The sequence below is a fragment of the Gordonia sp. CNJ-863 genome (genome assembly GCF_001942325.1).
Classification (GTDB): domain Bacteria; phylum Actinomycetota; class Actinomycetes; order Mycobacteriales; family Mycobacteriaceae; genus Gordonia; species Gordonia alkanivorans.
The window spans coordinates 353,821-368,730 of record NZ_MKKG01000011.1; the positions used below are offsets into that span (position 1 = coordinate 353,821).

The window sequence follows — 14,910 nt, forward strand, 5'->3', positions numbered from 1 at the left end:
GCCCACTTGCCGGGGGTGGCTCTACGGAACAGGGCTGGGTTTACGCATCAGGTCTGGCAGCGCGGGCACCAGTAGATGGATCGATCGCCGCCGGTCGACGGGATCTCGCCGCGCTTGATGATCGTCGCGCAGCGGCGGCACAGCTGTCCCTTGCGGCCGTAGACCCACATCCGCCCGTTCGGTGAGGTCTGGCCGGTGGTGGTGCGAGCCGAGCCCATTCGGTTGGCCCACAACAGACGTCGGCTGAGATCGACCATCGGACCGAGATCCACCTCGCCGACCGGTCGGGTCGGGAGAACGCCACGCAGATAACAGATCTCGCTGCGGAAGACGTTGCCGACGCCGGCCATGAGGCGCTGGTCGAGGAGTGCCGCGCCGATCGTCTGGTCGGGGTCGGCGGCGAGGCGTCGGATCGCCGCCTCGCGGTCGAAGTCGTCGGCCAGCAGGTCCGGTCCCAGATACGCGAGGGCGGCGTCCGGGTCGGCGAGCAGTTCGAGCGTGCCGAGGTCGAAGCCGACGGCCTCGTGGTCGTCGGTGCGCAGCACGACGCGCGCCTGATAGGCGGGGCGACGCCACTTCTGGCCCCGGCGATGCACGTGCCAAACGCCCTCCATCTTCAGATGCGAGTGGATGCTGAGCGCGTCGCCCGCGCCGGGCTCGCTCTCGCCGACGTCGATGAGCAGATGCTTGCCCCTCGATCGGACGGAGACGACGGTCCGTCCCGACAGGTCCGACGTCGCGAGCGACGGGATGCGGAACTGCGTCGACGTGAGGGTTCGTCCCTCCAGCCCCTGACGCAGCCGCGCGGCCGCGGCGAAGACGGTGTCGCCCTCAGGCATGGGTTCCGTACCGGAGTCGGATGCCGCGCGGGGTCGTGGAGAAACCGGCCTCGACGAGCACCTTCCCGAAATCGGTGCCGCGCACCGGTTCGGAGTCGATCGCGTCGATGGTCAGCCGGGAGATCCGGCCGGCGCGGACCAGGGCCACCAGCGCGCCGGCGGCGGATTCCAGCGCCGGGATCGAATCGGTGAACGTCAGCAGCGTCTTGCCGCCACGCTCGACGAAGCACACGAGTTCGCCGTCGACGAGCACCACCAGGGCGCCGGGCTTGCGGCCCGGGCGGTGTCCCGCGTCGGCGTCGCGGGATCGTGGCCACTCCAGCGCCGCGCCGTATGGGTTGCCGGGGTCGGTGGCGGCGAGGATGGTCGCCTCGCGCGGCGGCTTGCGGTCGGGGAGAGCGTGACGCCGCAACTCGTCGACCGTGGCCGGGGAGGCGAACTGCGCGCCGCCGAGGCCGTCGACGTAGTAGCCGCGGCGGACCTGGCCGTTGTCCTCGAAAATGGTGAGCGCCTTGTACACCCGGGCGAATCCGCCGGTCACCTCCTCGGCGGTGACGCTGCCCCGCGTGATCACGCCGTAGCGCGTGAGCAGTTGGTCGCACAGTGCCTGCGTGGCGATGGTCGGGTCGATCTCGGGTCGGTCCAGGGCGAACCACCGGCCGCTCGCGGTCGGCGACACCGGCGGCCCGGAGGCGTGCTCGGTCAGGTAGCGCGCGGAGAGGCGACCGGCGCGGAGTCGTGGGGCCCTGCCGCGGGCGCGGTGGGCGGGCGCCGACCGTGGCGTCGTCGGGCTGCGCCGGGGATGCAGCAGTGCGCGGACGGGTGCGAACGTGTCATTGCTGACCTGTCCCGCCCAGACCAGGTCCCAGAGTGCGGATTCGATGTCCGCGGCCGGCGTCGTGGTGCCGGTGCTGATGTCCGCGGCGATCTGCGGGAACCGCAGTGCACCACCGGGGTGGAGTGCGGTGGTGATCGCATCGTGCAGGGCCGTGGTGTCGATGGTGTCGGCCTCGGAGATGGTGAACGCGGCCACGTCGGCGGGGTGCAGGGCCACCCAGCCGTCGGCGTTGCCGATGCGGCCGTGCCCCGACCACACGACCTCGCCGCTGCTCAGCAGCTCGTCGAGCATGGACGGGGCATAGTCCGAGACGCGCGCGGGCAATATCAGCGACTCCCAGGCCGACGCCGGCAGCGGGTAACCGGCCAGCTGGTCGATGACGGTGGCGAGGCCGTCGACCCCGCGGAGCTGCGTTCCGGGCGAACCGTGCTGCCATTCCACGAGGAAGCGGGTGAGAACCTCGGTGCCGACCGGTGCGACCTCGGCCCGGCTCGCGGCGAGCGACCCGCGCCGGATCTGACCGAGGACGTCGGTGTGGCACCACTGGGTGGTCGGTGCCGCTCCCTGGGCCGGATCGGCGGTGCCGGTCTCGGGCAGGAAATCACCTTCGACGACGCGTCGTTCCGCGGCGAGGCGGGCCAGGGTGTCGCGGACGACGGCGGTCGCGATGCCCAGGGACGCCGCCGCGTCGGTGACGGTGAAGGGCCCGTGGGTGCGGGCGTAGCGCCCGATGAGGTCGCCGACCGGGTCGGGTACCGGTTCGAGGTAGGCCGCCGGGATGCCCATCGGTGCAGGGACTCCGAGTGCGTCGCGGAGTCGTGCGGTGTCGTCGATCGACGCCCACAGCGCGCGCCGGTTGTGGTTGACCGAGATGATCTGCCCGCTGCGGTGCAGCTCGGCCAGCACCTCGGCCACCGCCGCTTCTCCCCGATATCTCGGCTCGACCTCTTCGGTGGTCAGCGGTCCGAGCCAGCGGAGGAGGTCGACGACGTCCTCGGCGTCGCGTGCCTGGCGGTCGGGTGACAGGCGTTGCAGGCGGGCGATGACCTCGGCGATGACGCCGGGATCGAGGAGCTCACGCAGGTCGACGCGGCCGAGCAGCTGCGCGAGGAGGCTGGTGTCGAGGGACAGGGCGGCGGCTCGACGTTCGGCGAGCGGCGCGTCGTCGGCGTACATGAAGGCGCCGACGTAGCCGAACAGCAGCGACGCCGCGAACGGCGACGGACTCGGGGTCTCGGTCTCCACGACGCGGATCCGGCGCGACCGGATGCGGCCGAGCAGGTCGAGCAGTGCCGGGAGGTCGTACACGTCCTGCAGGCACTCGCGAACCGCTTCGAGGACGATCGGGAAGTCCGGGAACTTGGATGCGACGGAGAGCAATTGGGCGCTGCGCTGCCGCTGCTGCCACAGCGGCGCGCGCCGGCCGGGATCGCGCCGCGGCAGGAGCAGTGCGCGCGCGGCACATTCGCGGAACCGCGAGGCGAACATCGACGAGTCGGCGAGACCGTCGGTCACGAGCTGTTCGACCTCGTCGGGATCGAGGAGGAAGACGTCGGCACCCGGGGGTGCGTCGTCGGTGTCGGGCAGACGCAGGATGATGCCGTCGTCGGAGGCGGTGGTGGCGCCCTCGATACCCAGTGTCGCGAGGAGTCGTTGGGAGATGGCGCTCGCCCACGGCGCGTGGACACGCAAGCCATAGGGGGAGTGCAGGATGACGCGCCAGTCGCCGAGTTCGTCGCGGAACCGTTCGACGACGAGCGTCCGGTCGGTGGGGAGGTGACCGGTCGCCTCGCGCTGTTCGGCGATGAGCGTGGCCAGGTTGGTGCGGGCGTTCTCGGTGAGTCCGAGCCTCTCGGCATGGGCGTCGAGTTTCCCGGGATCGGCGATGGCCCCGGTGAACGCGCCGATCGCCGCACCGAGTTCGGCGGGACGTCCGATCGCGTCGCCGATCCAGAACGGCAGCCTGCCGGGCTGCCCGAAGGCCGGCGACACCAGGACGCGGTCGTGGGTGATGTCCTCGATGCGCCAGCTCGTCGCGCCGAGGGCGAAGACATCGCCGACCCGCGACTCGTACACCATCTCCTCGTCGAGTTCGCCCACGCGCGTGGACTTCTCGCCGACCATGAAGACGCCGAACAGTCCGCGATCGGGGATCGACCCGCCGGAGGTGACGGCGAGTCGTTGGGCGCCACGGCGGCCGGTGATCACGCCCGCGTCGCGGTCCCAGTTGACCCGCGGCCGGAGTTCGGCGAACTCGTCTGAGGGGAACCGCCCGGCGATGAGATCGAGGGTGGCGTCGAAGACCCCGCGTCCGAGGTCGCGGTAGGGAGCCGCCCGGCGAACGACCTCGTACCAGTGGTCGACCTCGAGATCGTCGACGGCGGCGGCCGCGATGGTCTGCTGCGCGAGGATGTCGAGGGGATTCTGGGGAACCTTGATCTCCTCGATCGCACCGTCGAGCATGCGCCCGACGGTGACCGTGCAGTGCAGCAGATCGGTGCGGTGTTTGGGATAGAGGATGCCCTGGCTGATCTCGCCCACCTGATGGCCGGCGCGGCCGATGCGCTGCAGGCCGCTGGCCACCGACGGCGGGGCCTCCACCTGGATCACGAGATCCACCGCACCCATGTCGATACCGAGTTCGAGCGAGCTGGTCGCCACGACGCAGGACAGGCGACCGGCCTTGAGGTCGTCCTCGATCTGCGCGCGCTGCTCCTTGCTCACCGAACCGTGGTGTGCCCGCGCGAGGACCGCCTCGGCGCCGGAACTCGCCCCGCTGCCCATCACGCACGCGGGAGCCCCGCCCGCGACCGTCGGGTTGGCGGTGGGCTCGGGCGTGACACCCTGCCGCTCGGCGTGGATCTCGTTGAGCCGCGCGGTCAGCTTCTCGGCGAGCCGACGGGAGTTCGCGAACACGATCGTCGCCCGGTTGGCCTCGATCTGGTCGACGATCGACGCCTCCACGTACGGCCACAGCGAACCGGCCGTGGGGGAGAATGCGTCGTCGAGCTCGGCCGGGTCGGCGCCGTCCGGGCCGGGTGCCGGCGGGATGTTCGCCATGTCCTCGACCGGCACGTCGACGCGGAGATCGAAGGTCTTGTCGGCCTTGGGCTTGACGACCTGGCAGGGCGCCGAGCCGGACAGGTACCCGGCGACGACCTCGGGAGGCCGCACGGTCGCCGACAGGCCTATCCGTTGGGCGGGCTTCTCGAGCAGCTCGTCGAGGCGCTCGAGGGTCAGGGCCAGATGTGTGCCGCGTTTGGTGGCGGCGACCGCATGGACCTCGTCGACGATGATCGCCTCGACATTCGTGAGGCTCTCCCGGGCCGCGGAGGTCAGCATCAGGTAGAGCGACTCGGGCGTGGTGATCAGGATGTCGGGCGGGGTCTTCACCAGAGCGCGGCGGTCAGCGGCCGAGGTGTCGCCGGACCGGACACCGACCGTTATGTTCGGTTCGGGCAGGTCCAATTCCTGCGCCGCACGGGTGATCCCGGTGAGGGGCGCGCGTAGATTGCGCTCCACGTCGACGGCGAGCGCCTTCAGCGGCGAGATGTAGACGACCTTCGTGCCCGGACGGCGGGTGGCGGCGTCGGCGGCCAGCCGGTCGAGCGCCCAGAGGAATGCCGCGAGCGTCTTGCCGGACCCGGTCGGGGCGATGACCAGGGTGTTCGCGCCGTCGGCGATCGAGGTCCAGGCGCCTTTCTGGGCCGCGGTCGGCTTGGTGAACGCTCCGGTGAACCATCGCCGGGTGGGGGCGGTGAAGCGATCGAGAACCGAGGGGCGGGGCATCTCTCCACTATGTCTCACATGTGCGACAGGTCTGGGTATACAGTCGATACACGCCTGTACGGGGAATCCGGTGAGAATCCGGAGCGGTCGCGCCACTGTGAACGACAACGCCGGACGCGGTCGAGGATTTCGACGGCGCCTGGGGAAGACGTGAGTCAGGATGCCGTGCCGGCGCCAAAAGATCCGACACACTCACCGACGCGAGATCGGCGAAAGGACAATCCCATGACGTCTCCCCGTACGGCCGAAGCAGTCAAGTCACCCACCCGTGCGATTTCGGTACCGAACCTGTCGGTCGCGAGCGCAGCGCTCTGGCTGAGCCTCACGGTCCTCCTGGCCGGGCTCGCCTACTACTTCCTCGGCTACGACCAAGGTGTCGTGTCGGTCTTCGGGGAGAACACCTATGTGCACGAGTTCGTGCACGACTCCCGCCACTTCCTCGGCTTTCCCTGCCACTGAGCGTTCACCGCACTGCGTCGGCCTGACTCTCACAACGTAGGGACAAGTTCACATGGAGAAGAAACTCATCGGCGCAGGTCTGCTCTCGGGCCTGATCGCCGGCATCATCTCGTTCGTCTTCGCACGGTTCTACCTCGAACCCGTGGTGTCGAAGGCCGTCGACTACGAGGGTGAACGCTCGGAAGCCGAAGAGGCGCTGGCACATACGGTCGGCGGCCATTCGCACGGCGACGGCGGCGAGGTCTTCACCCGCGCCATGCAGGAGAATCTGGGCGCCGGCGTCGGAAACCTGGTGTTCGCCCTGTGCATGGGCGCGTTCTTCGGGGTCGCCTTCACCGTGCTGTGGAGTTACCTCGGCAACCGGTATCCGGCCACCGATGCCCGCGCCGTCGCCGGGGCGCTCGGCGCGATCGGTTTCGTCGCCGTCTTCGGTGTTCCGTTCTTCGCCTACCCGGCCAACCCGCCTGCGGTCGGGGACGACGACACGATCGGGGAACGGACGGGTGCATTCCTGACCGTCACGATCGCGTCGGTCGTGCTGATGATCGTGGCCGTCGCACTCGCGCTGTGGTTGCGGCCGAGGATCGGCGGACTGGTGTCGGCCGTCGTGGGCGGTGCCGCGTACGTGATCGCGGTCGGCGTCACCATCGCGCTGCTGCCGTCGTTCGACGAGGTGCCCGAGCCGGTGCGCACCGACGCCGGCCAGATCGTGTTCCCCGGCTTCCCGGCGGACGTCGTCGCCGACTTCCGCGTGTACACGATCACCAACCAGGTGATCCTCTGGACGGTGCTGACGGTGACCTTCGCGCTGATCCTCGGCGCGATGGCGCGGTCGAAGAGCTCCAGCACGTCGCCGACGGTCGACGCCGTGCAGAGCTGACCGCGCACTGCCATTCCTGTGCAGATCATCACCGCCGGGCGCACCGGTCCCAATCGATCGGTGCGCTTCGGCGGTGACGCGTCGCTGGACGACCGCGGCCGCCGTGACGTCGAAGCGCTCGCCGCGTCCCTCGTCGGGCCGGTGTCCTTCTGCGGGCCCGAGCCCGCGACACTCGAGAGCGCCCGGCTCCTGGGTGGTCGGGTCGAGGTCGACGACGCGCTTCGCACGCTCGATGTCGGGAACTGGGCGGGATCGGCGCCCGAGGACATCGATCCACGCGAGCTCGCGGCCTTCTTCACCGATCCGGCGGCCCGGCCCCATGGCGGCGAGAGTGTCGAGGCGTTCGTGCGACGGGTGCACGACTGGCGCGACCGCACGATCACCGTCGGGGCGTCGATCGTCGTGGCCATGCCCGTCGCGCAGGCACTTCTGTGCGACGACGCCACGGGATACTTCCGGTGCGAGGTCCGGCCGGCGGCCTGCTACCACTGGCCGCCCCTGAGAATTCGCCCTGAAGAAACAGAATCGGGCGGACGTACCTAGACATCGTGAGTGACTCCTGACACAGTTGAGTCGGCAAAACTGAAACGTGTTCGCCCCCGGCGGGCACTGTCTGGGGAGAGTGACGATGTTCGAGTGGTCCGATGAAGATCTGATGGTGCGGGATGCGCTGCGCGCGTTCATCGACAAGGAGATCCGGCCACATCTCGACGAGCTCGAGTCCGGCGTGCTGCCTCCGTACGACATCACCCGCAAGCTGCTGTCGACCTTCGGGGTCGACGCGATGGCCAAGGACGCGCTGGAAAAGGAACTCGAGGCAGAGGCCAACGGGGAGAAGAAGAAATCGTCCGGCGAGGGTGGTGGCATGGGCGGTTCGATGTTCATGATGGTCAACATCGAGCTTGCCGGTGTGTGCCTGGGCCTCGTCGCCTCGCTCGGTGTGAGCATGGGCCTGACCGCCTCGACGATCCGGGGCAAGGGCACGCTCGCCCAGAAGAAGCGCTGGCTGCCCGAGCTGGTCACCATGGAGAAGGTCGGCGCCTGGGCGATCACCGAACCCGATTCGGGCTCCGACGCTCTCGGCGGCATGAAGACCACCGTCCGCCGCGACGGTGACGACTACATCCTGAACGGCCAGAAGACGTTCATCACCAACGGCCCGTACGCCGACACCATCGTCGTGTTCGCGAAGCTCGACGACGGCAGCGGCACCCCCATGCGTGACCGCAAGGTGCTGTCCTTCGTCCTCGACAAGGGGATGCCGGGCCTGACGCAGGGCAAGCCGTTCAAGAAGATGGGCATGATGAGCTCGCCGACCGGTGAGCTGTTCTTCGACAACGTCCGGGTCGGCAAGGACCGTCTGCTCGGCGAGACCGAGGACACCGGTGAGGATTCGCGCGGCTCCGAAGGCGCCAAGGCTGGGTTCACCGCCGAACGCGTCGGCATCGCCGCGCTCTCGCTGGGCATCATCAACGAGGCACAACGACTGTCGATCGACTACGCCAAGACGCGCAAGCTGTGGGGTCAGGAGATCGCCCAGTTCCAGCTCATCCAGCTCAAGCTCGCCGAGATGGAGATCGCCCGGATCAACGTGCAGAACATGCTCTTCAGCGCGATCGAGCGCGGCAAGGCGGGTAAGCCGCTGAGCCTGTCGGAGGCGTCGGCGATGAAGCTCTACTCGTCGAAGGCCGCCACCGATGTCGCGATGGAGGCCGTCCAGCTCTTCGGCGGCAACGGCTACATGGCCGAGTACCGCGTCGAGCAGCTCGCGCGAGATGCCAAGTCGCTCATGATCTACGCCGGCAGCAACGAGATCCAGGTGACCCACGTCGCCAAGGGGCTGCTGCGCGGCTGATGCACCGGGAGAGGTGACGGCCCCGGCAGCTCTGCCGGGGCCGTTTTTTCACGGCCCGATTGCGGACCGGCGCAATTCTGGGCCCGGTTCGGCGCATTCGGATGTGACCGTGCGCCCGGCGGTCGACAATGCGACGTGACTCGCCCAGTCCTTCGAGGAAAGAGGTGGCGATGTCAGCAGGTGGGTACCGCGCGTATCCGGTGGCGACGAAGCTCGTTTCCGGTCGCATTCGTCAAATCGGGCAAATCGTAGGTTTCCGGTATTTCTCTTCGTGTCTGGAGTTCGGGACCTCGCTGTGCTGCCCATGCCGTTCCGCGATGGTGAGGTGAACGATGGGTGGGAAGAAGCACCGGGAGATGTCTCCCGAACTGTCAGCGACCGGAGAGCTGGTCGGTGGTCGACCGGACGGGTCCGCCGGTCCGATGTCGGACAAGGCATACCGGAAGGCGCTCAAACCCCTGCATGCCGAACTGGTGGCGATGCAGGAATGGGTCAGGTCGTCGGGGGCCAAGGTGTGCGTGGTCTTCGAGGGTCGGGACACGGCGGGCAAGGGGGGTGTCATCAAGGCGATCACGGCGCGGGTGAGCCCGCGAGTGTTCCGCACCGTCGCGCTGCCCGTCCCGTCCGAACGTGAGAAGTCGCAGCTGTATCTCCAGCGGTATGTACCGCACCTTCCGGCAGCGGGTGAGGTCGTCATCTTCGACCGGAGTTGGTACAACCGTGCCGGGATCGAGCGTGTGCTCGGATTCTGTACGGAGGAACAGGTCCACCAGTTCCTGGAATACACCCCGAGTGTCGAGCGGGCGATGGTCGAGTCGGGGATCATCCTCCTGAAGTACTGGCTCGAGGTCAGCCAGGAGCAGCAGAACCAGCGCCTGCAGAGTCGCATCGACGATCCGCGCAAGACCTGGAAGCTGTCGAAGACCGATCTCGAATCCTACAGCCGTTGGTACGACTTCTCCCGGGCTCGCGACGAGATGTTCCGCTACACCGACACCGGTTGGGCACCTTGGTATGTCACCTCCAACGACGACAAAAAGCGCGGTCGGCTCAACGTGATCAGCCATCTCCTCGGTCAGGTGCCCTACGACCCGTTGGAACGTCCGGAGGTCACGTTGCCGAAGCGGCAGAAGGCGCACGGCTACCGACAGCCGGACCAGGCGCTGCACTGGATTCCCACTCCCTACTAGGAGCGGTGACATGACCGGTGATCAGTGCGTCGCCGTCGCACCGCGGCGGGCACGCGCATGAGCGGCGTCGCCGCGTTGTGGCGCCTTCCAGGGCTCGCGACGGCCCGGAGCTACAAACGCGAGTGGCTTCGTACAGACGTCACCGCCGGGCTGGTGCTGACCGCGCTCCTGATCCCTGCCGGGATGGGTTACGCCGAAGCCGCCGGGCTGCCCGCGTATGCGGGGCTGTGGGCGACGATCGTGCCGCTGACGGCTTACGCCGTGGTCGGACCGTCGAAGATCCTTGTGCTCGGCCCGGATTCGTCGCTCGCGCCGCTGATCGCCGCAGCGGTGCTGCCGCTGGCCGCCGTCGGTGACCCGGAGGACGCTCTGGCACTCGCCGGGATCCTCGCCGTACTGGTCGGGGCGATTCTCGTCCTGGGTGGATTCCTCCGGCTCGGCTTCGTCACCGAACTCCTCTCCAAGCCGCTGAGACTCGGGTACCTCAACGCGATCGCGCTCATCGTCGTCATCGGACAGCTGCCCAAGCTGTTGGGCTTCTCGGTCGACGCCTCGGGTCTGTTCGAGGAGGTCGGCGAGATCGTCACCTCGGTGCTGGACGGAAAGACCGACACGGTTGCCGCCGCGATGGGATTCGCCGGTCTCGTCGTGATCGTCGCGTTCCGGCGGTGGCTCGCACGGGTACCGGGTGTCCTCGTCGCCGTGGTCGGTTCGATCGTGGTGACGGCCGTGCTCGGGCTCGACGACGACATCGGCATGGTCGGCGCCCTGCCGGCAGGTCTGCCCCTTCCGCAGTACGGCGGGACCGATTGGAATGACGTGCTCTCGCTTCTCGGGCCGGCCGCGGGAATCGCGCTCATCGCCTTCGCCGACTCCGGCGTGCTCTCACGGACATTCGCCGCCCGGCGCGGTGAGGATGTCGACGGGAGTACGGAGATGAAGGCGATCGGCACGGCCAACATCGCCTCCGGCCTGTTCGGCGGATTCCCCATCTCCGCCAGCGGTTCACGTACGCCGGTCGCCGAACAGGCCGGCGCACGCACGCAACTCGCGGGAGCGGTCGGGGCGGCCGCGGTGCTGGTCTTCGTCCTCGTGGCTCCCGGCGTCACCGCCTATCTACCCGACGCCACGCTGGCGGCGGTCGTGATCGTCGCGGCGACCGCGCTCATCGACATATCCGGCATGGTCCGGATCTGGCGGTTGAGCAAGCTCGAATTCGGTTTGGCGGCAGCCGCTTTCGTCGGCGTCGCGCTCGTGGGTGTGCTCGAGGGCATCCTGGTCGCGATCGGGTTGTCCTTCGTGGCCGTGGTGGCGAGGGCCTGGCAGCCCTATCGTACGGAGCTGGTGGAGCTGGAGGGAACGGGCTTTCTCGATGTCACCCGGCATCCGGAGGGACACCGGATTCCCGGGCTCGTGCTGGTCCGCTTCGACGCACCGCTGTTCTTCGCCAACGGCAAGATCTTCGCCGCGCACGTCCGGGATGTGGTGGCGTACAGCGAGCCACCGGTCAAGTGGGTCGTCGTCGCAGCCGAACCGATCACCGGTCTCGACACCACCGCCGTCGACGAGCTCATCGATCTCGACCGTGCACTCGAATCGTCCTCGATCCGTCTGGTGTTCGCGGAGCTGAAGGGACCGGTGAAGGACAAACTCATCCGCTTCGTCGTCGACGGCCGGTTCGACGAGGACCGGTTCTTCCCGACGGTCGAGTCGGCTGTCGAGGCATATCGGAGCGTCCAATCGCCGCCCGGGTCGGCCCCCGACTCAACCCCTGACCGCTCCGGGCCGGAGTAGATTCCACAGTCGGACCCAGTCCAGTTGCGGTGGTGCGACGCGGATCTCCGGGCGCTCGCGTGGAACACGGACCCGCAGTGCCGCGGGGGAGATGGTGCAGCGCACCGGTGTCCGGAGTCGCACCGACTCGCCGTCGATGCCGACCGGGATCTCCGCGGCGTCGGCCTCGACGACGACCTCGGTCGCCGTCCGCTGTACGAGTCCCTGTCCGTGGCCGCGTCGGAGCAGCCCCACCGCCTGCCGGGTGTCGGCGACCGACACCGTCACCACACCGAGCAGGCCGGAATCGATGCGCGTGCGCCGCCCCAGGCCGGCCACGTCATTCGTGGCGTAGGGGCCGTTGCTCACCAGGATCGCCTGCGGCCCGGTCACGGTGTCGTCGCCGATGCGGGCGCGCAGGCCGGTGCCGGTGACGCCGCCGAGGAGGTCCGGCAGCATCCGCAGGACCGTCCGGGTCTTGTCGTCCCGGTACTGCGGACTCTGCACGACCTCTGCGTAGACGCCGAACGACGCGTTGTTGACGAATGGATGCCCGTTGATCCAGCCGAGGTCGACATGCACCTCGACCCCGTCGTGGAGGGCGTCCAGGCAGCGTGCGGGGTCCTTCCGGTCCAGCCCGAGGTCGAGGGCGAAGTGGTTACGTGTGCCGGCGCTGATCACGAGGAACGGCACGTGGTACTCCGCTGCGACAGCCGCGACCAGCGCCTGCGTGCCGTCGCCGCCCGCCACGCCCAACAGGTCGGCTCCCCGGCGGACCGCGTCCCCCGCCAACTCCGTGACGTCGAGATGCTCGGGCCCGCTCAGCAGTGCGACCTCGGCGCCGAGTGCCTCGGCACGGCGTGGCAGGTCGAAGCGGACGACCTTACCGCCACCCGAGCGCGGATTCATCACCAGGAAGGGATGGAGCACCGGCGGGGCCGGATGCTCCGGCATGAGCGACTGGGCCGGAGTCGGTCGCAACGCTCGCCGCGCGCAGGCGATCGCGACGACGACGAGCGCCGCGGACACGATCACGACCCAGAGCTGACCTTCGCGGATCAGGTAGATCGCCACGAACGGGAGTGGCAGGACGACGACGACAGCGGCCAGTGCACGGACCGCGCCGCGGCTGATCAGGAACCAGTAGGCCGCTACGACGATGACGACCGTGCAGATCACGCAGACCAGCAGAAGCGTGAGGAGTGCCCGCAGTCCCGATACCGCGATCGGCAGGAGGATCGCGACGATCACGGCCGCGAGTGCGGCGCGGGCCCACCATCGTCGGGACACGGGACGCTCGTCGACGGCCGCCGCCGTTTCCACGTTCATGACGCCGCAGCCTCGGTCATGTCGCCGCGTCGTCCGGGCCCGCCCGGGCCGGGCGGATCACGATCTCCACGACGAGCAGTGCGATCAGCCCACACATGACGATGAGCAACACCACCAGTCCGGTGGGATAGTTCCAGAACATCAGCAGCAGTACGCCGACGCCGATGATCGCGGCCCGTAACGCGATTCGAGCACGATAGGCGGTCGTCTCGAAGGCATTCGGAGGTCGTGATTTCCGAAGGTTCTGGAGTTTGTCGAGTCCGCCGGAGAATCCGTGCCGGACCGCGACCGCCGATGCGGAGCCACCGATCAGGAAGGCGCCGATCGCCACCACGAGGCCCAGGACGGCCACGGCGCGCAGCGCGAGGCGGAGGGGGCCGGTGACCGTGTCGGCGATGGCGGCTGCAGCGTCGGGGGAGAGGATGTCGGGCGGGATGTTGTCGAGATAGAGTGCGCGCGCGACGATCAGCGCGATGGCCAGGGTCAGCATGGCGAGAACCAGCGAGAGGCCGACCACGGACAGCGAGCGTAGGCGCCGACCCCGCGGAGCCACCGCGACGGCCCCGAGCGCGCAGGCGATCGTCAGCCACGGCAGCACGTCGGCGGCGGTGTCGAGCGCGGACACCGCGCGTTGCGCCCGAACCAGTTCGGGTGACCGGAACAGGACGAATTCCTTGTCGACCGCCGGGATCTTCTCGGCAAAGGTGAATCCGCGGTCCAGAAGACGCTGCTTGACGTTGTCGATCACGGTGCCCAGAGAGATGCTCACCGTTCCCGACTCGTCGACGGAGACCGAGGACGGCCCCACCTCACCGGTCACCACGGAGACCAGGGCGGTGTGGCCCCGGCGGTTCGCCTCCACCCACAGGGTCTCGAACTGGTCGCTCTCGACCAGGGACGCCACCGTCTGCTGCACGAAGGTGCGGGCCTGAGCGGCGAGAACGGGCGCCAATCCGTCGATGGCACGGTCCACGCGGGGGGCGGTCTCCGTGGCCGGTACCGCATCGGTCAGTGCGTTGAGCGCGGACGCGGTCAGCGCCTCGACGTCGATGCGGGTGAAGATTTCGTCGGTGACGGTGTTGGTGATCTCCTGCTGCAGCGCCGGATCCGAGGCCAGCGGTGCGACTGTCGTCACGTATCGGTCGGTGTCGAGGATCTCGCCGCGGACGAATCGGGACGTCACCGAGAGGATGGCCAGCAGGGCGACCAGGACACACAAGATTCCCACCGCGACCCAGCGCCAGGTCGTGCGCCGTTTGGTGGTCTCCGGCGGTGCGGTCCCACCGGTGTCGGCACTCGCGCGCAGTGTCGCGACCTCGGCGCGCAACTGCTCGAGTTCGGCACGTTCCGACGCGCTGATCGAGCCGGTACTCCCGGGGGGATCTTGATCGGGCCCAGGGTTCTCCGTGTTCATGGGCCGGCGCCGGTCGGCGTCAGTACTCGGCCCGGGGGTTCCAGGTCGATACGGCCCAGATGACGACCACGTCGAGCGCGATGATCAGGATCGACCACCACGGGTAGTACGGCAGCCACAGGAAGTTGGCGATGATGGACAGGCCGGCGATGACGATGGCGGTGAACCGGGCCCAACCCGCCCCGCTGACGAGTCCGGCACCGACGATGATCGCGATGGCTCCGAGCACGATGTGAATCCAGCCCCACGTCGTGAAGTCGAACTTGTAGACGTATTCGACCCCGCGGACGAAGACCTCGTCTTCGGCTACCGCGGCGATTCCCTGGGCGAGTTGGACGACTCCGACGACGATCAGGATGATCGCCGCGCCGATGGACGTCCCGGCGGCGATTCCCTGCTTGGCAGACAGGGTTCCGCGCTCTTCTCCGGGTGCAGTATGTGTCATGACGCCCTCCTCTGGACAGTGGATAGTGAGGAGTGTGCGACTCTGACAGGTGAATTCGCAGGATTTCCGGCGAACTGTTCGATATCTGGTCCCGAATTG

At 68.5% G+C, this 14,910-nt stretch carries 11 protein-coding genes and 1 riboswitch; of the genes, 6 read left to right on the plus strand and 5 right to left on the minus strand.

Annotated elements, in window-relative coordinates:
• Window positions 1–47: 47 nt before the first annotated feature.
• A complete protein-coding gene (locus BJF87_RS07525) occupies window positions 48–839 on the minus strand; it encodes a DNA-formamidopyrimidine glycosylase family protein (RefSeq protein ID WP_042376761.1) in 792 nt (263 codons plus the stop codon).
• Complete coding sequence (locus BJF87_RS07530) at window positions 832–5,466, minus strand: ATP-dependent helicase (RefSeq protein ID WP_075862871.1); 4,635 nt, start codon at window positions 5,464–5,466, stop codon at window positions 832–834. The genes BJF87_RS07525 and BJF87_RS07530 overlap by 8 nt, the downstream gene beginning before the upstream one ends.
• Before the next feature lie 27 nt (window positions 5,467–5,493).
• A riboswitch (cobalamin riboswitch) is annotated at window positions 5,494–5,654 on the plus strand.
• Window positions 5,655–5,691: 37 nt separating this feature from the next.
• On the opposite strand from BJF87_RS07530, the gene BJF87_RS07535 reads away from it, so the two are divergent.
• The 6 genes from BJF87_RS07535 to BJF87_RS07560 all read left to right on the plus strand — a co-directional run bounded on the left by BJF87_RS07535 (window position 5,692) and on the right by BJF87_RS07560 (window position 11,644).
• Window positions 5,692–5,925, plus strand: coding sequence for a CbtB domain-containing protein (locus BJF87_RS07535; protein WP_006359221.1), 234 nt, complete (start codon window positions 5,692–5,694; stop codon window positions 5,923–5,925).
• 52 nt (window positions 5,926–5,977) lie between these two features.
• Window positions 5,978–6,805: a CbtA family protein gene (locus BJF87_RS07540; RefSeq protein ID WP_006359222.1), complete on the plus strand. Its 828-nt coding sequence runs from the start codon at window positions 5,978–5,980 to the stop codon at window positions 6,803–6,805.
• An 18-nt stretch (window positions 6,806–6,823) separates the two neighbouring features.
• Window positions 6,824–7,348: a histidine phosphatase family protein gene (locus tag BJF87_RS07545; RefSeq protein ID WP_006359223.1), complete on the plus strand. Its 525-nt coding sequence runs from the start codon at window positions 6,824–6,826 to the stop codon at window positions 7,346–7,348.
• Between the two features lie 85 nt (window positions 7,349–7,433).
• Window positions 7,434–8,660: an acyl-CoA dehydrogenase family protein gene (locus tag BJF87_RS07550; RefSeq protein WP_042376776.1), complete on the plus strand. Its 1,227-nt coding sequence runs from the start codon at window positions 7,434–7,436 to the stop codon at window positions 8,658–8,660.
• A 332-nt stretch (window positions 8,661–8,992) separates the two neighbouring features.
• Complete coding sequence (gene ppk2 / locus BJF87_RS07555; RefSeq protein ID WP_042377563.1) at window positions 8,993–9,850, plus strand: polyphosphate kinase 2; 858 nt, start codon at window positions 8,993–8,995, stop codon at window positions 9,848–9,850.
• Window positions 9,851–9,907: 57 nt separating this feature from the next.
• Window positions 9,908–11,644 carry a SulP family inorganic anion transporter gene (locus BJF87_RS07560; protein ID WP_035750654.1) on the plus strand — a complete coding sequence of 579 codons (1,737 nt, stop codon included), beginning with the start codon at window positions 9,908–9,910 and terminating at the stop codon, window positions 11,642–11,644.
• Here BJF87_RS07560 and BJF87_RS07565 read toward each other — a convergent pair.
• From BJF87_RS07565 to BJF87_RS07575, 3 genes are read right to left on the minus strand one after another with little or no spacing between them, the layout of a single operon-like run.
• Window positions 11,615–12,952: a diacylglycerol kinase family protein gene (locus BJF87_RS07565; RefSeq protein WP_006359227.1), complete on the minus strand. Its 1,338-nt coding sequence runs from the start codon at window positions 12,950–12,952 to the stop codon at window positions 11,615–11,617. The genes BJF87_RS07560 and BJF87_RS07565 overlap by 30 nt on opposite strands.
• A gap of 16 nt (window positions 12,953–12,968) precedes the next feature.
• Window positions 12,969–14,366 carry a hypothetical protein gene (locus BJF87_RS07570; protein WP_035750656.1) on the minus strand — a complete coding sequence of 466 codons (1,398 nt, stop codon included), beginning with the start codon at window positions 14,364–14,366 and terminating at the stop codon, window positions 12,969–12,971.
• A gap of 19 nt (window positions 14,367–14,385) precedes the next feature.
• Window positions 14,386–14,811, minus strand: a complete 426-nt coding sequence (locus tag BJF87_RS07575; protein WP_006359229.1) for a hypothetical protein — start codon at window positions 14,809–14,811, stop codon at window positions 14,386–14,388.
• Window positions 14,812–14,910: the final 99 nt, after the last annotated feature.

Bases quoted from the DNA above. Each gene is read 5' to 3' on its own strand.
- BJF87_RS07525 (WP_042376761.1), bottom strand. From the start codon at position 839: ATGCCTGAGGGCGACACCGTCTTCGCCGCGGCCGCGCGGCTGCGTCAG.
- BJF87_RS07530 (WP_075862871.1), bottom strand. From the start codon at position 5,466: ATGCCCCGCCCCTCGGTTCTCGATCGCTTCACCGCCCCCACCCGGCGA.
- BJF87_RS07535 (WP_006359221.1), top strand. From the start codon at position 5,692: ATGACGTCTCCCCGTACGGCCGAAGCAGTCAAGTCACCCACCCGTGCG.
- BJF87_RS07540 (WP_006359222.1), top strand. From the start codon at position 5,978: ATGGAGAAGAAACTCATCGGCGCAGGTCTGCTCTCGGGCCTGATCGCC.
- BJF87_RS07550 (WP_042376776.1), top strand. From the start codon at position 7,434: ATGTTCGAGTGGTCCGATGAAGATCTGATGGTGCGGGATGCGCTGCGC.
- ppk2 (WP_042377563.1), top strand. From the start codon at position 8,993: ATGGGTGGGAAGAAGCACCGGGAGATGTCTCCCGAACTGTCAGCGACC.
- BJF87_RS07560 (WP_035750654.1), top strand. From the start codon at position 9,908: ATGAGCGGCGTCGCCGCGTTGTGGCGCCTTCCAGGGCTCGCGACGGCC.
- BJF87_RS07565 (WP_006359227.1), bottom strand. From the start codon at position 12,952: ATGAACGTGGAAACGGCGGCGGCCGTCGACGAGCGTCCCGTGTCCCGA.
- BJF87_RS07570 (WP_035750656.1), bottom strand. From the start codon at position 14,366: ATGAACACGGAGAACCCTGGGCCCGATCAAGATCCCCCCGGGAGTACC.
- BJF87_RS07575 (WP_006359229.1), bottom strand. From the start codon at position 14,811: ATGACACATACTGCACCCGGAGAAGAGCGCGGAACCCTGTCTGCCAAG.